Source organism: Arthrobacter sp. NyZ413 (assembly GCF_049390645.1).
In the GTDB taxonomy this organism is placed as follows: Bacteria; Actinomycetota; Actinomycetes; order Actinomycetales; family Micrococcaceae; genus Arthrobacter.
This window is the reverse complement of the sequence record NZ_CP155434.1, coordinates 2,446,947-2,469,478: the sequence shown is the minus strand read 5'-3', so window position 1 is coordinate 2,469,478 and position 22,532 is coordinate 2,446,947. Positions and strand designations below refer to the sequence as shown.

Annotated in this window: 21 protein-coding genes; 12 read left to right on the top strand and 9 right to left on the bottom strand. The window is 62.8% G+C overall.

The features are described 5' to 3' along the window. Nucleotides 1–3: 3 nt before the first annotated feature. From ABCW42_RS11590 to ABCW42_RS11565, 6 genes are all read left to right on the top strand, one after another. Nucleotides 4–354: a hypothetical protein gene (locus ABCW42_RS11590; protein ID WP_423181396.1), complete on the top strand. Its 351-nt coding sequence runs from the start codon at nucleotides 4–6 to the stop codon at nucleotides 352–354. 35 nt (nucleotides 355–389) lie between these two features. Further along, complete coding sequence (tatA, locus tag ABCW42_RS11585; RefSeq protein ID WP_423181395.1) at nucleotides 390–650, top strand: Sec-independent protein translocase subunit TatA; 261 nt, start codon at nucleotides 390–392, stop codon at nucleotides 648–650. A 62-nt stretch (nucleotides 651–712) separates the two neighbouring features. Further along, on the top strand, nucleotides 713–1,507 hold the full coding sequence (tatC, locus tag ABCW42_RS11580; RefSeq protein WP_423181394.1) for a twin-arginine translocase subunit TatC: 795 nt from the start codon (nucleotides 713–715) through the stop codon (nucleotides 1,505–1,507). Nucleotides 1,508–1,531: 24 nt separating this feature from the next. Continuing rightward, on the top strand, nucleotides 1,532–4,429 hold the full coding sequence (locus tag ABCW42_RS11575) for a DEAD/DEAH box helicase (RefSeq protein WP_423181393.1): 2,898 nt from the start codon (nucleotides 1,532–1,534) through the stop codon (nucleotides 4,427–4,429). A 31-nt stretch (nucleotides 4,430–4,460) separates the two neighbouring features. Further along, nucleotides 4,461–6,122 carry an amidohydrolase gene (locus ABCW42_RS11570; protein ID WP_423181392.1) on the top strand — a complete coding sequence of 554 codons (1,662 nt, stop codon included), beginning with the start codon at nucleotides 4,461–4,463 and terminating at the stop codon, nucleotides 6,120–6,122. Between the two features lie 443 nt (nucleotides 6,123–6,565). Beyond that, nucleotides 6,566–7,312, top strand: coding sequence for a polyprenol monophosphomannose synthase (locus tag ABCW42_RS11565; protein ID WP_423181391.1), 747 nt, complete (start codon nucleotides 6,566–6,568; stop codon nucleotides 7,310–7,312). 103 nt (nucleotides 7,313–7,415) lie between these two features. Here ABCW42_RS11565 and ABCW42_RS11560 read toward each other — a convergent pair whose 3' ends face one another. The 4 genes from ABCW42_RS11560 to ABCW42_RS11545 form a co-directional block, all read right to left on the bottom strand. Further along, nucleotides 7,416–7,763 (bottom strand): RNA polymerase-binding protein RbpA, encoded by a 348-nt coding sequence (locus ABCW42_RS11560; protein ID WP_133205872.1) that lies wholly within the window; start codon nucleotides 7,761–7,763, stop codon nucleotides 7,416–7,418. Between the two features lie 265 nt (nucleotides 7,764–8,028). Beyond that, the gene (locus ABCW42_RS11555) at nucleotides 8,029–9,081 is read right to left on the bottom strand and encodes an SPFH domain-containing protein (RefSeq protein ID WP_423181390.1); all 1,053 of its coding nucleotides are present in this window, start codon (nucleotides 9,079–9,081) and stop codon (nucleotides 8,029–8,031) included. Nucleotides 9,082–9,180: 99 nt separating this feature from the next. After that, nucleotides 9,181–9,642: an NfeD family protein gene (locus ABCW42_RS11550; protein WP_423181389.1), complete on the bottom strand. Its 462-nt coding sequence runs from the start codon at nucleotides 9,640–9,642 to the stop codon at nucleotides 9,181–9,183. A 106-nt stretch (nucleotides 9,643–9,748) separates the two neighbouring features. Beyond that, nucleotides 9,749–10,603 carry a methyltransferase domain-containing protein gene (locus tag ABCW42_RS11545; RefSeq protein ID WP_423181388.1) on the bottom strand — a complete coding sequence of 285 codons (855 nt, stop codon included), beginning with the start codon at nucleotides 10,601–10,603 and terminating at the stop codon, nucleotides 9,749–9,751. Between the two features lie 68 nt (nucleotides 10,604–10,671). On the opposite strand from ABCW42_RS11545, the gene ABCW42_RS11540 reads away from it, so the two are divergent. Further along, the gene (locus tag ABCW42_RS11540; protein WP_423181387.1) at nucleotides 10,672–12,693 is read left to right on the top strand and encodes a S9 family peptidase; all 2,022 of its coding nucleotides are present in this window, start codon (nucleotides 10,672–10,674) and stop codon (nucleotides 12,691–12,693) included. A 23-nt stretch (nucleotides 12,694–12,716) separates the two neighbouring features. Here the strand turns inward: ABCW42_RS11540 and ABCW42_RS11535 are convergent, their stop codons facing one another. The 4 genes from ABCW42_RS11535 to ABCW42_RS11520 form a co-directional block, all read right to left on the bottom strand. Next, the gene (locus ABCW42_RS11535) at nucleotides 12,717–13,394 is read right to left on the bottom strand and encodes a peptide deformylase (RefSeq protein ID WP_423181386.1); all 678 of its coding nucleotides are present in this window, start codon (nucleotides 13,392–13,394) and stop codon (nucleotides 12,717–12,719) included. An 82-nt stretch (nucleotides 13,395–13,476) separates the two neighbouring features. Further along, nucleotides 13,477–14,619 carry an FAD-dependent oxidoreductase gene (locus ABCW42_RS11530; protein WP_423181385.1) on the bottom strand — a complete coding sequence of 381 codons (1,143 nt, stop codon included), beginning with the start codon at nucleotides 14,617–14,619 and terminating at the stop codon, nucleotides 13,477–13,479. Continuing rightward, entirely contained in the window at nucleotides 14,612–15,340 is a 729-nt protein-coding gene (locus ABCW42_RS11525) for a class I SAM-dependent methyltransferase (protein ID WP_423184870.1), read from the bottom strand. Before ABCW42_RS11525 ends, ABCW42_RS11530 begins: the two co-directional genes overlap by 8 nt. Then, nucleotides 15,340–16,476, bottom strand: coding sequence for a type III polyketide synthase (locus ABCW42_RS11520; RefSeq protein WP_423181384.1), 1,137 nt, complete (start codon nucleotides 16,474–16,476; stop codon nucleotides 15,340–15,342). The genes ABCW42_RS11525 and ABCW42_RS11520 overlap by 1 nt, the downstream gene beginning before the upstream one ends. 171 nt (nucleotides 16,477–16,647) lie before the next feature. On the opposite strand from ABCW42_RS11520, the gene ABCW42_RS11515 reads away from it, so the two are divergent. From ABCW42_RS11515 to ABCW42_RS11495, 5 genes are all read left to right on the top strand, one after another. After that, complete coding sequence (locus ABCW42_RS11515; RefSeq protein WP_423181383.1) at nucleotides 16,648–17,112, top strand: phage tail protein; 465 nt, start codon at nucleotides 16,648–16,650, stop codon at nucleotides 17,110–17,112. A gap of 289 nt (nucleotides 17,113–17,401) precedes the next feature. Then, on the top strand, nucleotides 17,402–18,082 hold the full coding sequence (locus ABCW42_RS11510) for an IclR family transcriptional regulator (protein ID WP_423181382.1): 681 nt from the start codon (nucleotides 17,402–17,404) through the stop codon (nucleotides 18,080–18,082). Nucleotides 18,083–18,272: 190 nt separating this feature from the next. Then, nucleotides 18,273–19,745: an aromatic amino acid ammonia-lyase gene (locus ABCW42_RS11505; protein WP_423181381.1), complete on the top strand. Its 1,473-nt coding sequence runs from the start codon at nucleotides 18,273–18,275 to the stop codon at nucleotides 19,743–19,745. Between the two features lie 83 nt (nucleotides 19,746–19,828). Beyond that, nucleotides 19,829–21,055, top strand: coding sequence for an MFS transporter (locus tag ABCW42_RS11500; protein WP_423181380.1), 1,227 nt, complete (start codon nucleotides 19,829–19,831; stop codon nucleotides 21,053–21,055). Between the two features lie 332 nt (nucleotides 21,056–21,387). Further along, nucleotides 21,388–21,534 carry a hypothetical protein gene (locus ABCW42_RS11495; protein ID WP_423181379.1) on the top strand — a complete coding sequence of 49 codons (147 nt, stop codon included), beginning with the start codon at nucleotides 21,388–21,390 and terminating at the stop codon, nucleotides 21,532–21,534. A gap of 206 nt (nucleotides 21,535–21,740) precedes the next feature. Here ABCW42_RS11495 and ABCW42_RS11490 read toward each other — a convergent pair whose 3' ends face one another. After that, nucleotides 21,741–22,499, bottom strand: a complete 759-nt coding sequence (locus tag ABCW42_RS11490) for a DUF5134 domain-containing protein (protein ID WP_423181378.1) — start codon at nucleotides 22,497–22,499, stop codon at nucleotides 21,741–21,743. Between the last annotated feature and the right edge of the window lie 33 nt (nucleotides 22,500–22,532).

The window sequence follows — 22,532 nt, the reverse complement described above, 5'->3', positions numbered from 1 at the left end:
CAGATGCCTTGGTGGACTTGGATCCTTTTGTGGGTTGCCCTGATTGCTGTGACGTTGCTTTGCTACGTTTTCATGGGCATACGGTTGTTCCGGAAGTTCATGGCGATGCTCCATGAGTTGAGTGCCGCGGGGGAGGAGTTGGGGCGCCCCCTGCACCCCTCCCTGCCGGTAGGGGACGACGGCGTTCCGTCGCCGAAGGTGTTCGGTGCGGCCGTTTTTGCCTCACCGGAGCAGATGCGTCATGATTACGTGACGGCCAAGGCCTCCCGCCGGGAAGTTCGTCGCCAGAGGCGCGTCAAGCGCAAAGCGGAACGGGGCCAACCCCAGTCCCTGCACGACATCGAATTCAGTTAGACGTAGGATGTATTCCAACGAAAGGACTTCCCAACATGAGGCTTGAAGGCTGGCATATCGTCATCATCGTCGTATTGGCCCTGGTGCTCTTTGCGGCTCCTAAGCTGCCTTCCATGGCGCGGAGCCTCGGCCAGTCCATGCGCATTTTCCGGTCCGAGGTTCGCGAGATGAAGAAGGACGGATCAACGGACGCGAGCGGCGATACCGAACCGGTTGAGGGCAAGGTAGTCGGTCACCCGGACCAGAAAAGCAAGAACGCCGGCGAGACTGACGTTCCGCCGGGCACTCGTCTCTGACAAGTGGTGTATGCGAACACGTGGTGCAAGTGAATAATCGAAAAGCCAATCCTGAAGGAAGGATGGCGCTGCTCGATCACCTGAAGGAATTGAAGAACAGGCTCTTCAAAGCTGCGATCGCCGTCATCCTCGGGACCATTGTGGGCTTTATTGTCTACCAGCCGCTTCTAGCAGCATTGGTCAAGCCCATCAAGGACCTCAACGAGCAGCACGGCAGGCAAGCTGCGCTTAACTTCGACGGGGTTGCGAGTTCCTTCGACCTGATGATCCAGGTCTCAGTGTTCCTCGGCGTCATCATCGCCAGCCCGGTATGGATATACCAGTTGTGGGCATTTATCGTGCCCGGACTGCACAAGAACGAACGCCGGCTTGCCTTGTCGTTCGTTGCCGCTGCAGTGCCCCTTTTCATTGGCGGTGTCGTGCTGGCTTGGCTCGTCCTTCCGAATGCTGTCCGGGTCCTGACCGAGTTCACTCCGCAAGGAGGCTCAAACTTCATCAGTGCGGATGTGTACCTCGCATTTGTCATCCGGTTGTTGCTGGCGTTTGGTGTTGCTTTCCTGATTCCGGTCGTCTTGGTAGGCCTGAATATGGCCGGCATTGTCAAAGGCCAGCGACTTCTCAAGAGCTGGCGGATCACCGTCTTCCTCGTATGCCTGTTTGCGGCCATGGCCGCACCCGGTGCTGATGCCATGAGCATGTTCTACCTGGCTGTACCCATGCTTTTGCTGTTTTTTGCTGCCATTGGAATCTGCCTTATCAACGACAAACGCCGTGTGCGCCGCCAGGCCAAGGTCTCGGCTGAGACGGAGGCCACGGCGGACGTCGCCACTCCCGCCTCGGATCTGGAGAACCTGTAGCCTTCCGGCCACTAGGCTTGAAGCATGTCTTCCAATTCCGGGGCACTCTCGCCCTCAGAAGCGTTCCAAGCAGCAGCGGAGCGGAGTGCCGAAGCCAAAACGTACCTCGGCACTTTCGTCCGGTCCCTGGAGTTCGAGCTCGACGATTTCCAGCGTGAGGCCTGCCGCTCCCTCCAGGAAGGCAAGGGAGTGCTGGTCGCGGCCCCGACAGGTGCAGGGAAGACGATCGTCGGCGAGTTCGCCATCTACCTTGCGCTCGAGCGGGGATTGAAGGCTTTCTATACCACGCCGATCAAGGCGTTGAGCAACCAGAAGTTCTCCGAGCTGTCCGCGAAGTACGGTGCGTCGAACGTCGGGCTGCTGACCGGGGATACAACGATCAACGGTGAAGCGCCCGTTGTAGTGATGACCACCGAAGTCCTGCGGAACATGCTCTACGCTGACTCGGATACACTCGGCGACCTCGGCTACGTGGTGATGGACGAGGTGCACTACCTCGCGGACCGGTTCCGGGGTGCTGTGTGGGAAGAAGTGATCATCCACTTGCCCAGCGAGGTCCAAGTGGTTTCCCTCAGCGCTACGGTCTCGAACGCCGAGGAGTTTGGTGCCTGGCTGGACACCGTGCGCGGGCACACCGACGTCATCGTCTCCGAGCACCGCCCCGTTCCTTTGTGGCAGCACGTCATGGTCGGCCGCGAAATCGTGGACCTCTTTGCCGGGGACACGAGCTTTGACGAGATCGCGCCCGGCGCCCCGGAACCTGGTTCAAGCGTGCCGGTAGTGTCCGCTGGGAAGGACCGGAATTCCCGCCAGAAGGAATTCGAGGTCAACCCCGAATTGTTGTCCATGGCCAGGGCGGAGAGCCAAATGAACTCCCGGGCCCGGTACGGACACGGCGGCCGCAACCGCCGAGGGCAGGACCGGCAGCGCAATTCCGGTTCCGGGGAACAGCGCAGTCCCGTGCGGAAGGCCAGCCGTCCCCAGATCATCGCCAGCCTGGACCGGCAAGGACTCCTCCCCGCAATCACCTTCATCTTTTCCCGCGCTGGCTGCGACGGCGCGGTGGCGCAATGTGCCGCCGCGGGGCTATGGCTCACCACCGAGCGTGAACAGCGGATCATAGCCTCGAGGGTGGACGAGGCAAGCCGCGAGATTCCGGCCGACGACCTTGATGTGCTGGGCTTCTGGAGTTGGCGCGACGGGCTCCTTCGAGGCCTCGCCGCCCACCACGCCGGTCTGTTGCCGACCTTCAAGGAAGTGGTCGAGAACCTCTTCGCCGATGGCCTGGTGAAGGCCGTGTTCGCCACGGAGACCCTCGCGCTTGGCGTCAACATGCCGGCCCGGTGCGTTGTCTTGGAGAAGCTCGACAAGTTCAACGGCGAGGCCCACGTGAATATCACCGCGGGGGAGTACACGCAGTTGACGGGCCGCGCGGGCAGGCGTGGAATCGACGTCGAAGGCCATGCCGTGGTCTTGTGGCAACCGGGAACCGACCCGACCGCCGTAGCCGGCCTGGCGTCAAGGCGGACTTATCCGCTGAATTCAAGTTTCCGGCCCACGTACAACATGAGCATCAACCTGATAGCCCAGTTCGGCCGAACCCGGGCGCGCCAGATCCTGGAATCCTCTTTCGCCCAGTTCCAGGCGGACCGCTCCGTGGTGGGGTTGGCACGGCAAGTGCGCAGCCGCGAGGAATCGTTGGCGGGATACGCGGAGTCCATGAAGTGCCACCTCGGCGACTTCACTGAATACGCCAAGCTCCGTCGCGATCTCAGCGACGCCGAGCAAATGGCCTCCAGGAGCACGTCCCGGGCGCGCAAATCCCTCACCGTCGACTCGCTCGCACGGCTCATGCCGGGGGACATCGTCAAGGTCAGCGGCGGACGGACGCCGGGTTACGCCGTCGTACTCAATGGCGACTCAAACTCGCGTGAACCGCGTCCGGCAGTGCTCTCCGAAGACAACCAGATGCACAGAATCGGCGTGTACGAGGTCGACGGACCGGTCTCTCCGGTGTCATGGGTGCGCATCCCGAAGTCGTTCAACGCCAAGCTGCCCAAGTCCCGCAGGGACCTCGCCTCAGCCATGCGGAACGCCGTGCGCGAGGGCCGCCCGCCCGCGCGCGGGTCCAGCAGGAACGAGGACTTCGGCCGTGCCCGATACCTGCCGGACCAGGAAAAGAGGATCGCCGACCTGCGGCGGGCCCTGCGTGCCCATCCCTGCCATGGATGCAGCGAGCGCGAAGACCACGCCCGGTGGGCCGAACGGTGGTGGAAGCTCCGCCATGAAACCGATGGCCTCGCACGGCAGATCCAGGGACGCACCAACACGATCGCGAAGACCTTCGACCGGGTGTGCGACGTCCTCGCCGGGTACGGTTACATCCAGGCGTCCGACGGCGGCAACGTCGCCATCGGCGCGGACGGCCAGCGCCTTCGGCGCATCTACGGCGAGAAGGACCTCCTGATTTCCCAAGCCATTCGACAGGGAGCCATCAAGGATCTCGATGCCGCAGAGCTCGCCGCCCTGGCGAGCACGATGGTTTACCAAGCCAAGCGGGACGACCGCGGCCTGCGTCCCAAGATGCCGTCTGTTTCACTCGAGACGGCGGTGGACATTGTGGTCCAGGAATGGTCCGTCCTTGAAGACATCGAAGACAAAAACCGCCTGCCCCTCACGGCGGAGCCCGAGCTCGGGTTGGTGTGGCCGATCTTCAAATGGGCCAAGGGCCGGCACCTCCAGGAGGTCCTGAGCGGAACGGACCTCGCGGCAGGCGATTTTGTGCGCTGGGCCAAGCAGGTAATCGATTTGCTGGACCAGATGGCCAAGATTCCCGGACTCGAACGCCGCCTGGCCAAAATCTGCCGTGAGGCGATCGACCTTGTCCGGCGCGGCGTCGTGGCGTATTCCAACGTCGCCTGATCCATTGCAGCTTCCACCTAGGAGTAACTCCATGACCCTTCCAGGCCTTCCCGCCGACATGCCTCAGCGCAAGGTCACGATGTACCGCAACGGCTCCGTCTATACCGCTGCGGATCCGTTCGCGACCGCCATGCTTGTGGACGGCGATACGGTCGCATGGGTTGGTTCGGAGCAGGCCGCGAGCTCGGTCGCCGATTCCTCGATGGAGATCATCGACCTCCGCGGCGCATTGCTCGCCCCCGGATTCGTCGATTCCCATGTGCACCTCAGCGAGACGGGAATCGCGGCTGATTCTTTGCAACTGGCCGAGGTGCGTTCGGCCCGCGAGCTGCTTGACGCCGTCGCCCGCGCCGCCGCAACCATTGGTTCTGACGGAACGGTGCTCGGGAACGGCTGGGACGAATCGCTGTGGGACGACGCCAGCCTGCCCACGCAGGATGAACTTGAACGCGCCGCAGGTGGCCGCAAGGTGTACCTCGCACGCGTCGACGCCCATTCCGGCCTGGTGTCGTCGTCGCTCGCGGCCGCGGCGGGCATCGAGGGGATGGACGGGCACGACGGCGGAGCGAGGGTCTTGCGGGCCGCCCACAATGCCTCGCGCCTGCAGGCCCGGCAGATGCCGCAAGGCGAGCGTCGACGCTATCAGGAACTTGCCCTCCGTGAGGCAGCGGCGAACGGTTATGTCGCTATGGCCGAAATGGCGGCCCCACACCTGTGCAGCATCGACGACCTACGGCTCTCGGCATCATGGAACGGCGGACCGGAGGCACTGCCCGAGGTATTGCCATACTGGGGCGAGCTCGCCTCATCGACCGAGCACGCCGCGGAGATCCTCGGGCGCCTGGAAGTTCCTGTCCTCGGCCTGGCCGGTGACCTGAACATCGACGGCTCCATCGGATCCAGGACGGCGGCTCTCAGCGAGGACTACGCGGATGCGCCTGGTGAGCGCGGCGGGCTGTACCTGTCAGTGGATGAAGCGGCGCGCCATATTGCGGCTTGTTCGACGCTCGGCATCCAAGCCGGCTTCCATGTGATTGGCGACGCCGGACTGAAGGCTGCATTGGACGCCTTGGACCAGGCCGCCGCGGAAGTGGGTGAGCAACGCGTTCGTGCCGCAGGGCATCGCCTTGAGCACGTGGAGATGGCGGACGCCGAGGATCGCGCCCGGCTTGCCAAATACTCTATTACGGTGAGCGCGCAGCCCGCCTTCGACGCCGCCTGGGGAGGGGCCGGGAAGCTCTACGAGCAACGCCTGGGCACCCGGAGCACCACCATGAATCCCTTCGCGTCCTACTATTCGGAGGGCGTACCGGTGTGCTTTGGAAGCGATAGCCCCGTGACCCCGCTGCGGCCTTGGTCGAGCGTCAGGGCCTGCTTGGAGCACAGCAACCCTGCGCAACGCATTTCAGCACGTGCCGCTTTCCTCGGCCACACGCGTGCAGGCTGGCGGGCCAGCAGGCAGCGGAACCCGCTCCTGGGGCAATTGGTTCCGGGCGCACCGGCGAGCTTCGCCGTGTGGGAAGTCGAAGAACTCATGGTCCAGGTGGCCGATGACAGGGTGCAGTCGTGGTCGACGGATCCGCGTGCGCGGACGCCCCTTCTGCCCGCGCTCGACAGCGGGAGCGATCCCGTGTGCTTGCAGACCGTTCGGGAGGGCCGCGAGCTCTTCGCCAATGGCGCATTGCGGTCATAGTCAAAAAGAACCGCTCGCCTTGAAGGCCGCTTGACCTGCGAGTTCGGGAGAATCCGCAGGTCAAGGCACGGTTGACAGGAATTGTTAAGCCCGTAGCATTTAGGCTCAACAGGCTGCCACAGCTAGTACCCGGTTGTCTGGCCGTGGTTCGGTGCAGCCGGCGCGACGCGTCGGCCGCAGCGTTTCCCGAACCGCGGCACTCGTAGTGGGCAGGTCCGCCGCGCAGCAGAAAACGGTTCGGTCCCGGGATGGAACGGGGATCGGCACTGGACCTGGGCCGGTGGACCTGCCCGCGGCCACGAGTTGCCGAGCCTGCTTGTGGCCGGCGCCACACGAGCGCGGGATGGTCGAAAAAGTCGCCCTATAATGGAGAGTTGCGCCTGAATGCCAGCCTCGCTGCTTCTCCGGCTCACTGACCGCTTCCCTTAAGGAAAGGCCTCTTCTTGCGTGTCCTGACGATCATCCCCACGTACAACGAGCTGGAATCGCTGCCCAAGACGCTCGGACGCCTGCGCGCGGCCGTGCCCGCTTCGGATGTCCTGGTTGTCGACGACAACAGCCCTGACGGCACGGGACAACTCGCCGACGGCATTGCAGCCGAGGATAGCCAGGTCCATGTCCTGCACCGCAAGGGCAAGGAGGGCCTCGGGGCCGCGTACATTGCCGGGTTCAAGTGGGGCATGGCGGCCGGCTATGACGTCCTCGTGGAGATGGACGCAGATGGTTCGCACCAGCCCGAGCAGTTGCCGCTGTTGCTCGAAGCAATCAACGACGGCGCTGACCTCGCGATGGGTTCGCGCTGGGTTCCCGGTGGCGGCACGGTCAACTGGCCCCTTTACCGGCAGGCGATTTCCCGGACGGGAAGCACCTACTCGCGGATCATGCTTGGCATGAAGGTCAAAGACATCACAGGTGGCTACCGGGCCTTCCGGCGGAGCACGCTCGAGGCGCTGAACCTCGATGCCGTGGAGTCCGTGGGATACGGCTTCCAGGTGGATCTGGCGTGGCGCGTCGCCAAGCTCGGATTGACGATCGTCGAACGTCCCATTACGTTCGTGGAGCGCGAACTCGGCGCTTCCAAGATGAGCGGCAACATCGTGGTTGAGGCCATGATCAACGTCACCAAATGGGGCCTGGCCGCGCGCTGGGAAAAGCTGACCGGGAAGAAGAAATCCGCGGTCTCGAAGTAGCGCGTCCCCGGAGAAAGCCCGCAGCACTGGATTTGATAAAGGACAAGGTCCGCACCCTGAACGGGTGCGGACCTTGTCTTTGTTTTGTGCGTCGAATGCGCGATTAGGCCGAGCGGCGCTCTCCGCGGCGTTCACGCAGGATGTTCAAGCGGTCTTCGAGGATCTGCTCCAGCTCGGGGAGGCTGCGGCGCTCGAGAAGCATGTCCCAGTGCGTGCGCACGGCCTTCTCGCTGTTGTCCACCGGGCGTTCACCATCAACCAAAAGCGCTTCCTTGCCGGTTTTCGAAACCCAGACAGGGGGAATTTCGGCTTCGGAAGAGAATGTCACGAAGACCTGCTCCCCGTCGGCGCAACGGTATTCAACCCGCTGACGAGGTGCCGGCTCCACACCGGATTCGGTTTCCATGCTCTGGGCGCCAAGACGCATGCCCCGCAGGCTGCGATCGCTCATGATTACTCCCTCTATCTGTCCGCGGAGCCAGGCTCCACGCTAGCCGGACGTCGTCTGGACGCCGCCCGGGCTACTGTATGCACACGTTGCATCAATAGATGAAACGCCTGACCAAGCGTAAATGTTCCGCCCGGACTGAACCGGCCGGACAAATACACCATTATACGCGGAGGCAAGGTAAGAGGACAAAAAGGAGGGGTGTGCAGGCCACGTTGGCGGATAAAGGAAAGGACCGGCCGCGGCCGATCCCTTCCCGACATCCTTGCTATTCGCCCTGCTGGCTGGCTTGACCGGGAGGCGATTCAGCGTGCCTGGAAGCCGACGTCGCGGTTGCTGATGCTCCTGAGGCCACCGGAACAGCGGAAGGTGGTTCTGTCAGTCCGGCCGTGGGCTTGCCGGCGCCACCGAACAGGTCCGCAACTCCCGCTCCGCCGTCGACACCGCCCAACGCACCTCCGATTCCCTTGAGGGCTTCACCGACCTCACTCGGGATGATCCACAGCTTGTTGGACGTTCCCTCAGCGATTTTCGGCAGGGTCTGCAGGTATTGGTAGGCCAGGAGCTTCTGGTCCGGATTCCCCTTATGGATGGCGTCGAACACCTTCTGGATGGCCTGCGCTTCACCGTCGGCACGGAGGATGGCGGCTTTCGCGTCACCTTCGGCGGCAAGGATCGCAGCCTGCCGCTGGCCTTCCGCAGTGAGGATCTGCGACTGTTTGGTGCCTTCAGCGGTCAAGATGGCAGCACGCCGGTCACGTTCGGCCCGCATCTGCTTTTCCATCGAGTCCTGGATCGAGTGGGGCGGGTCGATTGCCTTGAGCTCCACCCGGGAAACACGTATGCCCCAGCGTCCGGTGGCTTCGTCCAGGACGCCGCGGAGCTGCCCGTTGATCTGGTCACGCGAGGTGAGGGCTTCTTCCAGGTTGAGCCCACCCACCACGTTACGAAGGGTAGTGGTGGTCAACTGTTCGACGGCCTGGATGTAGTTGGCGATCTCATACGTCGCCGCGCGCGGATCCGTGACCTGGAAGTAGACCACGGTGTCGATGGACACCACCAGGTTGTCTTCGGTGATCACCGGTTGCGGTGGGAAGGAAACAACCTGCTCGCGAAGATCCAACAGCGGCAGCAGCCGGTCTACAAAGGGGATCAGGATGGTCAGTCCGGGATTGAGCGTGCGCTGGTACTTGCCCAGGCGCTCCACGACGCCGGCGCGTGCTTGAGGGATGATCCTGATCGAGCGGACCAATACAATAACTACGAATATGACGAGAACGAGCAGCACGATCGCTGCTGCGGATCCTCCCAAGCTATCCATACATCTCCTTCATTCCCCAACTAATCACGTGATGTTGGCTTTGGAGCGAAACCGCCTGTTCCCGGTATTCGCACGGTTCGGAAAGCTATCGCGCGGGACTCAGCGCGGGCTGTTTTCGGCAAGTGAGGTGACTACCGCCGTCGCCCCTTCAATCTTGGCGACCTGTACCGTCTCGCCCGCGGCGATGACGTTGCCCGCGCTGCGGGCGCTCCATACGTCTCCACCGATCTTGACGAGGCCGGCCGTGGCACTGACCGGTTCCATCACCAGTGCCGGCTGGCCGATCAGGCGATCCACGTTGGTGCGCTGTTCGGCCGGCCCTTTGCGGAGGTGCCTCAACGCGATGGGACGGACAAAAGCGATCATGAGCAGGGATACGATGCAGAAAACCACCACCTGCAGCCACAAGTCCGCGCCCGCGAGGTCGGCGACGACGGCAGCCAGGGCCCCGCCGCCGAGCATGATGAAGAAGAGGCCCAGCGTGAGCATTTCAATTACGGCGAACGCCAGGAAGACGGTGAGCCATAAGGCCCACCAGTTGCTGCCAAGCCATTCGAACATCGTTCCCCCTGTTCCGGACCTGAAGCGCCAGCCAGTCCGATCCGGACTGCATCGGCATGATCACAGGTGCCTGTTTCTCCATCGTAGCCCGGCGCGGCGCTTCCCGTTAGGCGCCTTTTCCGCGCCCCCGGAAGGCCGTGACGGTGAACTTCGCGGTGGCTTGGACGGCCCCCTCACCGTCCATCGACGCGAGCAGCGTTGAGCGCTCCAGGTGGTGGCCGGCCGGCCCCATGAAGGCGGCATCGGCGACGTCGCGCGCGCTGAGCATCAACTCGATATCAAGGCCGTGGGATTCCTCCTGCACGAAGAACTCCCGCATCGACTCGCTCAAGCGTTCGTCCTTCCCGGGCTCTATGGCCAGCATTCCCGTCCGCTGCGCAATCTCCGCAAGGTGGCCAGGCCGGGGGGTCACCACGATCACGCGACCTGATGGACGGAGCACGCGGGCAAATTCCGCGGGATGGCGCGGGGCGAAAACCACGGTGACTACGTCCACCGAATGCTCGGCGAGCGGGAGCGGACGCCAGATGTCCCAGACAAGGTTGATGGCCTCTGGATTCAGCCTGGCCGCCCTGCGAAGGGCGAATTTCGAAATGTCGATGCCAATTGCCGCAGCAGGGGCGAGGTCCAGCACAGCGCGGAGGTAGTGGCCGGTACCGGTACCCGAATCCAGGATGGTTGCTCCTGGTTGCTCCAATGCCGGTGCGGACAATTTCGCGAGCGCCTCGGCCAAGGGCTTGTAGTGGCCGGCGCCCAGGAAGTCGTTCCGAGCGGCGACCATCTCGGCCGTGTCGGCTTCGAAGACCGTTCCCTTTCCCGTCAGGAAGTTGAAATAGCCTTGCTTGGCGGCATCGAAGCTGTGGCCGGAGGTGCATTTCAGCGAAAGATGAGCCGTACCAACTGCGTCGAAAGAGCCTTGGCAGACGGGACATCGCAGGCGAGTGACGGCATCGGAAAGCATATGGATAATCCTACGGTGGGCGGAGTGGCGCCCGCCGCCCTGGAGGGTCGGCAGCTAGGCTCACGAACGTGAAAGCCGATCAGCTACCCCTCTTGAAATCCGTCTCCGCCCCGGCCGCCCACCCCTCCGGCACGCGCGCGGTTGTCTCTGTCACCCGCCCCGACTTCACCGCGGACGCGTACGTGGGCCAACTTTGGAGCGTCAATTTTGACCCCGCGGTTCCGCCTCGACGGATCACCCGCGGCTTCCGGGATACAGCCCCTCGGTTTTCGCCGGACGGCAAGGTATTGGCCTTCCTTCGCTCGCTTCCGGATGGCAAGCCCCAACTGCATATCGTTGAAGCGGAGGGCGGTGAGCCGCAGGCGGTGACGGACCAAAAACTGGGGGTCTTGGAGTTTTCGTGGGCCCCGGATTCGCTTCGCATTGTCTTTTCGGCCCGCGTTCCGGAAGACGGCCGTTACGGGACCACCGACGGCGTCGGTGCTGGAAGCGAAGACGCGCGGCTCGTGACGGACAACCAGTACCGGCTCAACGGTCTCGGATATACGGCGGACAAGCCGGCGCAGCTGTTCGTGGTCGAGATCCCCGATCCCGGATCCGAACCGTACGTGGCACCGGTAGGCAGGGCCGCGAAGGACACCGGTTCCGACGCGTCCGGCTTGCTGCCGGTGGCCGCGCAACTGACATTCGGCAGTTCGGACCACACTGTTGCGTCCTTCAGCCGGGACGGTGCGAGCGTGTACTTCATCGCGTCCCTCCATGAAGGGCACGACGCCGATATCGCCTCCGGGATGTATCGCGTCCCGGCGACTGGCGGCGAGCCAGTCGCGGTGCGGCCGGGCTCGCCGGCTCAAGCGGTCCACGACGTTTGCGAATCCGACGACGGCGAACACCTGTTCTTTACCGCGCAGGACCTCGGCGACGACGGCCTGGATTTCGTTGCGAGGAATACCGGGCTCTACGTGATGCCCGCCAGGGGCGGGCAGGCCACGTTGCTCAGCGATGTCGAGAACCAGGATTTTTCCGCCGGTCGCCTTGAACGCTCCGGGTCTGACGGGGTTCTCGCGTTCAACACCAAGCGCGGCGGCGTTGAACTGATCAAGTGGACGGCCGACGGCGGTACCGAAGTGCTCGTCGACGCGTCACGGGTGGTCTTGGGCGCGTCAGTCGGAGGGGACGCGGTGGCCGTCACCGTGGGCGATGCGTTAAGTCCGGGAGAACTCGGCATCCTGGAACCCGAAGGACTTCGTTTGCTCACAGGATTCGGCAAAGCGCTTCGCGACGAATCAACAATCTTTGAGCCAAAGGAACTTACCGCCGCCGGGGCCGACGGATACCCCGTCCACGGGTGGGTGGTCCTCCCCGAAGGCCACGGTCCGCACCCGGTCCTCCTCAGCATCCACGGCGGTCCGTTCGCCCAGTACACCGGAGCTTTCTTCGACGAAGCCCAGGTCTACGCCGAGGCGGGCTACGCCGTCGTGATGTGCAATCCCCGCGGATCTGCCGGGTATGGGCAGGCACACGGGAGAGCCATCAAGGAAAAGATGGGCACCGTGGACATGGCGGATGTGTTGACATTCCTTGACCGTGCGTTGGAAGCCTTTCCCGTCATGGACCGCGACGCCGTGGGCATCATGGGAGGCTCTTACGGTGGCTATTTGACCGCCTGGGTCATCGCGCACGAGCACCGTTTCAGGGCCGCCATTGTGGAGCGGGGATTCCTCGATCCCGTGAGCTTCACCGGGTCCTCAGACATTGGCTGGTTCTTCGGTGGCCAATACACCGGTGGCTCGGCGGAGCAGATGATTGCCCAGAGTCCCATGGCCAACGTGGGGAAGGTCCGGACGCCCACGTTGGTGATCCACAGCGAAAACGACCTTCGCTGCCCTGTCGAACAGGGGCAGCGCTATTTCGCCGCGCTGAAGGCGCAAGGCGTCGAAACGGCATTGCTCCTCTTTCCCGGAGAAGACCACGAGTTGTCACGTTCCGGGACGCCGCACCACCGGAAGCAAAGGTTCGAGCACGTTCTTTCCTGGTGGGCCAAGCATCTGCCGTCTGCGGCCAATCCGGCCTCCAAGGACGGAGCCTAAGCGGAACTACCGGCCGGGCCTCGTCAGGAGTCGAGGAAGCCCAGGCCGAGGCGCGCTTCCTCGATTCCGGGATACGCCCAATTGGTCCTGTATTCACTGTCGTTTGACAGCGAGCGCAGCTCGGCCCGGTCCAAGTACAGGCCGCCGTGCAAGTGGTCGGTTTCGTGTTGGACGATCCTGGCTTGCCATCCGGTGAAGTCCCCGGAAGCTGTGCTTCCGTCGGGACGCTGGTAGTTCAGGCGGACATCCCGGTGACGTGTCACAACGGCCTGGAATCCACGCATGGACAGGCAGCCTTCATAGAACGACGCCGTCGACGTGCCGGTAGGTTCGTACGTGGGATTCAGGATCGGGAAAAAGCCGAGAGGCGTGCGCTGGCGGGCTTCCGAGGCGATCGGATCGACGTCGAAGCGGTCTTCCAAAACGGCAAGCTGAAGCGGAATTCCCAATTGCGGGGCAGCCAGGCCGACGCCCGGAGCGGCATGCATGACGTCCCGCATGCGCTCGATGAGCTGGACAAGTTCTGTGTCGTCGACCTGGCCATCGAAACGTGCTGCGCGCTGCCGGAGTACCGGATGGCCGACTTGCACGATGGCGGGGAGGCCTTCTGTTGCCAGGATCTGCTGTATGACGTCGCGGATTTGCGGCGCAGTAAAAGGCGTCTCCGGGCCGACGGTCAAGGGGCGGGTCGAGAACTCCATGGCTTGAGCATAGTTCGCTTTGTACTGTGGCCGTTCAATGCGGCCCTGGCCCTGGTGAGGCGGCCGCGCGGGGTTCCCGTGGCTAATGCATGGTGAAGCGCTTGGCCACCAATTCGGAGAAGACCGGCAAGGTGATGGCGCGGCCGATCATCGCATTCCGCGCATTGAGCACTTTAGGGTGCAGGGGCCTGCCCAACGCCATGTTCACGCTGGCCTGCCAGATCGCCTTCTTCGCAGCTCTTTGCCGGGACCGTTCGAATTGCGCGATTTCGGCTGGGATGGGCCGGTTCGCGGAGGTCCGCAAGGCGGTGCTGACAAGCGGAGCGAGGGCGGCAGCGTCCAACCAGCCTAAGTTCATTCCCTGGCCGCCGATCGGGCTGATTTCATGGGCTGCGTCCCCGATCAGAGCGATCCGGCCGTGGACCATGCGGGAAACCAGGCGCGAAGTGACACCAAATGCACTGATCATGGTGTTGCTCGATGAATCCACCGCATGGGCCGTCCGATTCCGGATCAGGGCAGCAAGCTTGGCGGGGGTTGGTTCCGGGCAGGATGTGCCAAGGCGGACTACCCAGCGCCGGATGCCGCCCGGCAGCGGGAAGGATTCCACGATCCCTCCGGGTTCGAGGAAGAGGACAGCGGTGTCGCCGAAAATGGACTCATCGCGGAAATCTCCCATGACGTAGTAGTCGGGATAGGTCCGCAAACGTGGTTCGAGCCCGAGTCCTCCGCGCAACGCTGAATGCACTCCGTCGGCGGCGACGACGAACCGGCTCCGAAACTCCACTGGAGCGTCCCGGAACCGGCCCCGCAAACGCAACGTCCCGCCGTCGTCGGCTACTTCCTCAACGTGCACGCCGCGGTGGAGCGCCAGCGGGCCAAGCTCGGAGACCCTCGACTCGAGGGCTTCGATGGTGAGGTACTGCGGCACGGAAAGGATGAAAGGGTATTCCGAAGCCGGGCGGGCAAAATCCATGTCCGCCACCTTGCGGCCCCCACTGTAAGCGGCCCCGCGCGTAATGCGGACTCCCGAGGAAACCAAGGGGGCGGCGACGCCGACAGAGTCGAGTGCCGCCAAGGCCGGCGGGTGGATGCCGATCGCCCGTGTCTGGCGGGTCGGTGAGATATGTCTTTCGAGGACCGCTACCCGGTGGCCTTCACGCATAAGGAGGGCAGCCATGTACAGGCCGACGGGACCGGCTCCAACAACTACAACGTCAAACATCGGGGGCCTCTCCGACGCGATAGACCAGCATGTTGTGCCAGGAACCGGAGCGTTCCACCGTCCAGGACGGGGGAGCGGCGGCTTGGAGTTCCGGCATTGTGTAGCTGCGCTTGATGGAGGTGAGCCCGTCGCTGTGGATGTATGAACCGAACCCGAGCGGCCAGAACGAAGCCCAGAACAGCGCGTACGCAATTCGGCTGCGCTTGAGGTCGTTGTGTAAGGCTAGCCGTCCGCACAGTTGTTCGGTATCACGAAGAAGTGCGGCGAGTTGCTGCGGGGTCAAATGGTGCAGGACGTGGTTGGAGATGACGATATCGAAACGCAGCCCTTCCGACACGAGCTCCGAACTGAACGCCTGGCGGAACGTCACTCCTTCGACCGGAGGAGCCGAGCTTGCGAACTGGAAGGCGCGCTCATCGGGATCGATTGCCGTGATCTCCATGCGGAAGCCATCCTTGGCGGCCCGGCGGGCCAGGTTTCTTGCGACGTCACCGCCACCGCACCCGATGTCGAGCACCGTGGTGGGTTCCGAGGTCGTCAGCAGCGGCCTGATGTGCGACGCGTAAGTGCCCTTCCAGCCTGAAACCACCGCGTTGACAAGGTGGAACCGCGCGTAGCTCCGGTTGAGGCGCCCGGGTTCGCAGTCCGGGCGGTCCATGTCCTCGACCGCGAGGGCGTCGCGCTTTCGGAGGAAGTCGCCGAACCCGGGAAACCCGACCATCACAAGGAAGGGGAGATCCTAGTGAAGAGCCCCGTCTCCACAGTGAGGCCCGGGCCGAATGCCATGGAGCAAATGGGTTCTTCGCGTTCCACCGGGGCTTGTTCGAGAATGTGCTTCAAGACGAAAAGCACCGTTGCGCTGCTCATGTTTCCGAAATTCCGAAGGACCTCCCGGGCGGGGAGCATTTGTTCTTCCCTGAGGTCGAGTTTCGACTCCACTTTGTCCAGGATGCTCCGTCCGCCGGGATGGATGGCCCAATGGGTGATGTCCTGGTACGGGCGTCCGGCGAATGCGGGAGCCCGGGCGAGCAACGGCTCCAGTGCGCCGGTGATGTGCTCTTCGATGATGTGCGGCACGTACGTTCCGAGCACCATTTCGAAGCCTTCGTCTCCGATGTTCCAAGCCATGGCTTCTTCGCCCACCGGGGTCAGGACGGTCTCGAAATGGTCCAGCCTGATCGCCGGGTCCGGTCCTTCCGGCTCACGGGACGTCACGACGGCGGCCGCCGCGCCGTCCGCGAAGATCGCCGAACCCATGATGGTGTCCGGATCATTCGAGGTGCGTACGTGCAGTGAGCAAAGTTCCGCGCAAATCACCAGTACGACGGCTGATGGATCGGCCTGGCAGAATTGCCGGGCCGCGCGCAGCGCCGGGAATGCCGCGTAGCAACCCATGAAGCCGAGGTGGTACCGCTGGACTGCGGGGCTGAGGCCCAACGCCCTGACCACCTTGTAGTCGGGGCCCGGGTTGAAGAACCCGGTGCAGGAAACGGTGATGACGTGGGTGATGTCGAGAAGGTCGATATCCGGGCACTTGCCGATGGCCGCCTTTGCGGCTTCGATGAACAACTTGGTGGCTTCAACGGCAAAGATCTCGTTGCGGACTTTGGTGCTGGGACTCAGGACCTGCCCGGTACGGGGGTCGAAGAAGGCCGGATTTTCGACCTTGCTGTCCAGGGTCAGTTCGGCTACGGCGGTGAAGCGCGTGTCGATGGCCGCGGAGTCGAAGCAGGTCCTGACAAGTCGTGAGCCGAGCCGGGTCAGGCCTGGCTGGGAGGCGAAAACGTCGCGTGCCTCGGGTTGGACCAGGACGGTGGGCGGTACGGCAGTTTCCAGGGACCTCACGTAAACCGGCATGCTTCATTCTTGGCGACGAAGGTGGCGTTGACAATGGCGGCTGACGGATTCCGTGCAGATTCCACGCGATGATGGTGGGCGCCGGAACAGAGAGCCTGGCCTGCGTCATTCGGGGCGTAGCGTAACGTCTACCTTGCGACGACGTCCGAAGAATAATGACCAGGAGGGTACATGAGTTACGCCGTTGACTTCACGAACGTGTCCACCGTTGGCTTGGAGTCTTCTCCAGTTGCGGAGGCACTGGCCGGGTTGCGGGCCAATGAAGCGCGTTACTTCAAGAACAAGTACAACCACGTCTTTACCGTGGAACCCGCGAAAGAGGCTCCGGAGACGGTCGATTGGGTGACTCGGATCCTTTCCGAGGAGCGCAACATCGTCATAGCCTCCCCTCCGCTCGAGGCGACCGCGTTCGAGGTCGAAGGGATCCGGATGGCCTACCTTTTCTACGAATCCGGCCTGTCAATCAATGTGATGTATACCATCGAAGACGGCGGGAAGCGCGCAGTGGGATTCAAGCTTTCCCAAGGGATGGAGGTTCCCGGGGAATTGGCGTCAAGCTTTAAGTTCGCCCGGCAAAAGTCGAAGCTCGCAGGGGAGATCCGCGGATCCTACTTTGTGATCAAGGGCCAGTACTGATTCAGGGTTAGGCTTGCCGCCACCCCGACGCCGAACGGCGGGCGGGGAGGCGCCGAACCGAACGCTTCCTGCAGATCTACGGCGGGGGACCGGCGATGGCCGGAGTCCTCCGCCGTCGGCATTTAAGTGCTGGAGCCGCCCGTGGTTCGTACCCGACGTCGCCCGCGCTTCGTTCCTGCATGACTGACCTTGTCACTAGATGGCAATCACATTTTACTTAATGGAACGCCTCTGTGATACTTGACACACGCCTGATGACAATCAGTCGGTCAGGATGAGAGGAACCAGCATGGGCGAGACATCCACCCGCACAGTAGACCGGGCAATCGACCTGCTCGCGGTTGTTTGCGACACCCGGGGGATGACACTGGCCGATTGCGCCCGGGCCACGGACCTGTCGGCGAGCACGGCTTTGCGATTGCTCCGCACGCTGGAGGCAAAGGGCTTCGTCCAAAAGACGGAGGAAGGCCTCTACAGCCCGGGACGCCGGATCATGCAGCTCGGTGCCGCGGCACTAAGCGAGGAATCGCTGATCGATTACTGCAAAGCCGATATGGAAGCGCTCGTCAGTGACACGGGCGAATCCACCTACCTGAGTGTGCCTGGATTTCGGGAGACCGCGATCTATATCAGCATTATCGAAGGCACCCATTCCGTGCGCCATACGAGTTGGGTCGGGCGCACGATCCCGCTGGCCGGCACGGCTGCGGGCGAGGCGCTTGTTGGACGCGTCGCGCCCGGAGAGTATGTGGTTGTCGAAAAGGGCGTCGAAGCAGATGTGACTGCTATCGCAGCGCCTGTTTTGTCCGGTCGCCGCGTGGTGGCTGCACTGAGCCTTGTCATCCCCAGCTACCGGCTCAACGAAGTCCTGGTTGCCCGGTACGGCGAATTGCTTGCAGCCACCGCTGGGAGCCTTTCTTCCGGGCTGTCCCACGAACCCGGCGTCCCGACGGCGGCCCTCTCCTCATGATGTTCGGCTGACTTTCGGTGCCCGACGGGTGCGTACCTTGCCCCTGCCGGGCGACCGCATTTCGGGTGGGTGGCGCGCCAGTGGTCCGGTCCCTAGGGTCCGCCGACGGACCGATCCATACGAATACCTGATCAATCAACACAGGCTTCGACGCAACGACGCTCGAAGCGAACCAAGGACGGTTGGTGAAATGACTAATCAGCAGAGCCTCGCCAAGAGTGCCACCATGCTGGGCGGCCCGGAGTTGAGTTGCAAGCAACTCGTAGAACTCGCGAGGACCCGCGGCGACATACAGGTCGATGGCGTTGGTGCCGACCGCGTCGCACAATCCTGGGCTGCGCTCAACAACGCAGCCGAAACACGGCCTGTATACGGCCGCACTACGGGCGTAGGTGCGAATAGAAGCATCCGGGTCGAGGGTCCCCGGGGAGACAAAGACGTCAACCTTCTTCGAAGCCATGCGACCGGCTCCGGCCCGCGGCTTTCGGCAACCGAGGTCCGCGCAGGGATCCTCGTGAGGCTGAACCAGATACTGCGGGGCGGCGCCGGCATGCACCCGGAAATAACAAAGGCACTCGCGGAAGTCCTCAACACAGGAAACCTTCCCGTTGTTCATTCCTATGGCTCGATCGGTACTGGCGACTTGAGCGCCTTTGGAGAAATAGCCATGGGACTCATGGGGGAAGCCGAACTGGACAATGGGCACGCCGAGTCCACTTGGTGGCCGCATGAAGGAGACGCACTACCCTTCATTTCGACCAATGCCATGACGATCGCGCGGGCTTGCTTGGTCGCAGAGCGGCTGAATGAATGGTTGGCAGCCTACGAGGCCATCGCAGCGACGTCCTTACTTGCCGTGCGCGGGTCGATCGAAGCATATTCGCCGGAGGTCGGCAGGGCTCGTCCACACGCCGGACAGGTTGCCGTTGCCCGGGACATGCGCGCTTTGTTGTCAGGGCACGCTTGGGACGGGCAACGGGTCCAGGACTCCTACGGTTTCCGCGCGATGCCGCAGGTAGCGGGCGCACTAAAACACGCGCTGGACCTATTGACCGGGATATTGGACACAGAATTGAATGCTGCTGCCGAAAATCCGCTTGTCAGCGTTGAGGGCCGGGATGTGTTCCATAATGCGAACTTCCATACCGTCGAATTGGCGTTGGCCTTGGACCACACGAAACTTGCCCTGTCCAGCGTGGCCCACCTCTCGTTGGCCCGGCTGAATGATCTTTCCAACCCGGAGATGACAGGCCTTGATACCTTCCTCGCAGCCGGCGAGCCCGGCAGCAGCGGGACCATGCTCCTTGAATACAACGCTGCGGCGGCGCTGGCGAGGCTCCGTTCATCCGCCCAACCGGCAACGCTGGGATCGGTGGTCATTTCGCGCGGAACCGAGGACCATGCGAGCTTCTCCACGCAGGCCGTCGAACAGCTGGAAACATCCTTGGATGCCGCGACGGTAGTCCTCGCTTGTGAACTGTTGGCCGCTACGCGCGCCGTACTCCTCCAAGGCAGGCCACCAATACCGGGGACGCCCTTGGGAGATCAGTTCGAACGAGCCCGGCTGTTGCTGGCAATCGAAGATCCAAAGGACCGTTCGCTCGGCGAAGACCTTGAACGCGCCATACAGCACATCAACTTGTTGACGGGATGGGAGGACTAACCATGTCGACTACCAGGACAAACAAGCTATATCCGAATCTCGATGAAGTCCCCCTCAACCGATTCCACCTCAAAGTTACGGCCATGACTTTTGGCGCGAACTTCTCCGACGGCTATGCGCTGGGCATCATCAGCGGAGTCCTGCCTGCGATTTCGACCCAGATGCACCTGGACGGGTTTTGGCAAGGCATGCTTGCCAGTTCCGCCCTGATCGGACTCTTCTTCGGCAGCCTCTGCCTGGGCCGTGTTGGCGACATCATTGGCAGGCAGCGCGTCTACGTCCTGAACTTCGCCCTCATTGCCGCCGCCTCCCTCGCGCAGTTCTGGTCACCCAACGTTGAAATCCTCTTCGTGCTTCGACTCCTCATTGGATTCGGGCTCGGCGCCGACTATGCCGTGGGGCCGACCCTGCTCTCCGAATTTGCGCCGAGGCGCCATCGCGGGCTAATGCTCGCGTCCCTCACCGTCCTGTGGACTGTGGGCTATGTCATCGCCAATATCCTGAGCACCTACGCCAATAGTGACCCCGAGGCATGGAAATGGTTGCTGGCCAGTGGATTCATCCCGGCCGTCGTCGTCTTGATCGTGCGGATCGGAACGCCGGAATCGCCGGGCTGGCTGATCAGCAAGGGTCGTGTTGATGAAGCACGGGAAATCGTCCGCAAGCACCTGAAAGTGGAGCTCAACCCGGAGGAGTTCGAGGTTAGTTCCGGCTCGGGGAGCTACCGTGAACTCTTCAGCAAGAAAATGTGGCGGAGGACCGCCTTCGGCTCCTTGTTCTACAGCGCGCAGGTCTTGCCGTACTTCGCCATTTACACGTTTGTGCCAACGATCCTGGGCCAGTTGAAGATTGACGATGCCGACCTGCAGAATCTGGTCATCAACCTCTTCCTTCTGGCAGGCGGTGTGGTGGGCCTATGGTTCGTCCAAAAGCTGCCGCGGCGGGCATTTACGATCTGGACCTTCCTCGTCTTGGCAGTATCCCTCGCGGCACTTGGCGCCATGGCAGACCTGCCGGCCCTGTTCATCATGGTGCCGTTCGCCATCTACACCTTCGTGATGTCCGGAGCTTCCAACATCACGCAGGTCTACCCGCCCGAATTGTTCCCCACGGAAGTCCGTGCCTCGGGGGTAGGCCTGGTCAATGCGATCAGCCGGATCGCCTCCGCAATCGGAACCTTCTTCCTTCCCTTGAGCCTGGACGCTTGGGGGATTCCAGTATCGATGTTCTGGCTTGCAGGCGTCCTCTTGCTCGGACTACTCGTAACGGTAGTTTGGGCTCCGGAAACCAAACGGGAACAGTTGGTCTAGGTATCCGTTCAGCAGCGTCCGAGTGCACAACGGCCGGTCCCCGTATTGGGATGTGTGGCCGGCTTGGGGGAGCGACGGGAGCCGGGAGCGACGCTGGACAAATATTTCAGAAACATTTCAGGCAGGTTTCCTGTATGTTAACCAAATTGGGAAAATAGCCTACGCAATTTCTCAAGGAAATTTGCATAAAGGGCTCGATGTGGCGTACGGACGGACGTACTTTTGAAAGTGAAAAGATTAGGCGGCCGGAATCCAAGCGTCGGGCTTCGAGGTGAAGTGACGCAATGGTTTGGGCCCTGATGGTGCAAATGTCGAGTGAGAAAGAAACGGCTATGACGCGCGAAGAAGCCTTCGCAAAGTGCGGCGCCGACTCGTATGTCGAGTTTTACGGTGGTCGATGGATCGTTGTGCCTTTCGCCCAGGTAGAACAGCCGCTGTTCTTCGTGTGCTCGCCACGCGCGCTTCGCGGCGCTCTCTGATTCCGAACTCCAGGTCCGCTAGATTTCGTCCCAATCCCCGACGCAGCCAGCCCGCCATGCAGGCGGGCTGGCTGCGTACTTTTAACAACCGGGCTCTTACGCGTCACTCCTCGGACGCGTTCTTCCTCAACGAAATGAACCTGCGTGAAGAGCTTGGCCAGTCTCGCTCTGTCCGTGCGGGCAGCGTTGGGGTCCCCAGGTTTTGTTTAGCTGGTCATGGTGGCGAACATGAGGGCCATGGTGGCGGCGCCGGTGGCTTCGAGGGCGTGTTTGGTGCGGTTGTTGTGTTTGTTGTGGTGTTTGGTGTGGCCGGTGGTGGGGGTGCGGCGTAGGAGCAGGGTGGTGAAGGTGATTGCTGCGGTGCCGAAGAGGATGGCCAGGATGAGGGCGGGGGCGCTTTGGTGGGTGAAGAGCGTGGTGAGGGGGTTGCCTGCGGCTGTGCCGGCGGCGGCTGTTGTGGTGTGGTGGTTCATGGGCATGGAGCCCATGTCCATGCCGCCCATGCTTCCCATGTTCATGTGAGGCATGCCGGTGGTTCCGGTGGTTCCCGTGCCGGTGGTTCCCGTGCCGGTGGTTCCGGTGCCGCTGGTTCCCGTGGCGGTGGTGGGGGTGTTCATCATGGTGAGCATGAGCGCGGCGGCGGCCATGGTGGCGGCGTGGTAGGCGCAGGTGATGCGGCCTTGGGTGCCGGTGCAGAGGAGTTTGTATTCGGGGCGGGCGATGGCTTGGAGGGTGAACCAGAGCGCGGCGGCGGTGAGGATGCCGATCTGGGCCAGGAGGGCGGCGGGGGCGAGGTTCCAGATCATGGCGGCCATGGCGGCGTGCATGAGGGCGTGCAGGGCTTCGTTGATGCGGTCCGTGGCCTGGCGGGCGCGGGCTGCGAGGTAGAGGTGGTAGGCGCCGGCGGTGGACAGCACGGCCGTGAGGGCCCAGGAGACTGCGGGGATTTCGAACACGCGGATCACGCCCTCACTAAGGGAACTAAAAAGGTTTGTGGC

What these genes read in the sequence shown, in the direction of transcription:
- ABCW42_RS11590 (WP_423181396.1), top strand. Translation starts at nt 4, where the DNA reads ATGCCTTGGTGGACTTGGATCCTTTTGTGGGTTGCCCTGATTGCTGTG.
- tatA (WP_423181395.1), top strand. Translation starts at nt 390, where the DNA reads ATGAGGCTTGAAGGCTGGCATATCGTCATCATCGTCGTATTGGCCCTG.
- tatC (WP_423181394.1), top strand. Translation starts at nt 713, where the DNA reads ATGGCGCTGCTCGATCACCTGAAGGAATTGAAGAACAGGCTCTTCAAA.
- ABCW42_RS11575 (WP_423181393.1), top strand. Translation starts at nt 1,532, where the DNA reads ATGTCTTCCAATTCCGGGGCACTCTCGCCCTCAGAAGCGTTCCAAGCA.
- ABCW42_RS11570 (WP_423181392.1), top strand. Translation starts at nt 4,461, where the DNA reads ATGACCCTTCCAGGCCTTCCCGCCGACATGCCTCAGCGCAAGGTCACG.
- ABCW42_RS11560 (WP_133205872.1), bottom strand. Translation starts at nt 7,763, where the DNA reads ATGAGCGATCGCAGCCTGCGGGGCATGCGTCTTGGCGCCCAGAGCATG.
- ABCW42_RS11555 (WP_423181390.1), bottom strand. Translation starts at nt 9,081, where the DNA reads ATGGATAGCTTGGGAGGATCCGCAGCAGCGATCGTGCTGCTCGTTCTC.
- ABCW42_RS11550 (WP_423181389.1), bottom strand. Translation starts at nt 9,642, where the DNA reads ATGTTCGAATGGCTTGGCAGCAACTGGTGGGCCTTATGGCTCACCGTC.
- ABCW42_RS11545 (WP_423181388.1), bottom strand. Translation starts at nt 10,603, where the DNA reads ATGCTTTCCGATGCCGTCACTCGCCTGCGATGTCCCGTCTGCCAAGGC.
- ABCW42_RS11535 (WP_423181386.1), bottom strand. Translation starts at nt 13,394, where the DNA reads ATGGAGTTCTCGACCCGCCCCTTGACCGTCGGCCCGGAGACGCCTTTT.
- ABCW42_RS11530 (WP_423181385.1), bottom strand. Translation starts at nt 14,619, where the DNA reads ATGTTTGACGTTGTAGTTGTTGGAGCCGGTCCCGTCGGCCTGTACATG.
- ABCW42_RS11525 (WP_423184870.1), bottom strand. Translation starts at nt 15,340, where the DNA reads ATGGTCGGGTTTCCCGGGTTCGGCGACTTCCTCCGAAAGCGCGACGCC.
- ABCW42_RS11520 (WP_423181384.1), bottom strand. Translation starts at nt 16,476, where the DNA reads ATGCCGGTTTACGTGAGGTCCCTGGAAACTGCCGTACCGCCCACCGTC.
- ABCW42_RS11515 (WP_423181383.1), top strand. Translation starts at nt 16,648, where the DNA reads ATGAGTTACGCCGTTGACTTCACGAACGTGTCCACCGTTGGCTTGGAG.
- ABCW42_RS11510 (WP_423181382.1), top strand. Translation starts at nt 17,402, where the DNA reads ATGGGCGAGACATCCACCCGCACAGTAGACCGGGCAATCGACCTGCTC.
- ABCW42_RS11505 (WP_423181381.1), top strand. Translation starts at nt 18,273, where the DNA reads ATGACTAATCAGCAGAGCCTCGCCAAGAGTGCCACCATGCTGGGCGGC.
- ABCW42_RS11500 (WP_423181380.1), top strand. Translation starts at nt 19,829, where the DNA reads ATGACTTTTGGCGCGAACTTCTCCGACGGCTATGCGCTGGGCATCATC.
- ABCW42_RS11495 (WP_423181379.1), top strand. Translation starts at nt 21,388, where the DNA reads ATGACGCGCGAAGAAGCCTTCGCAAAGTGCGGCGCCGACTCGTATGTC.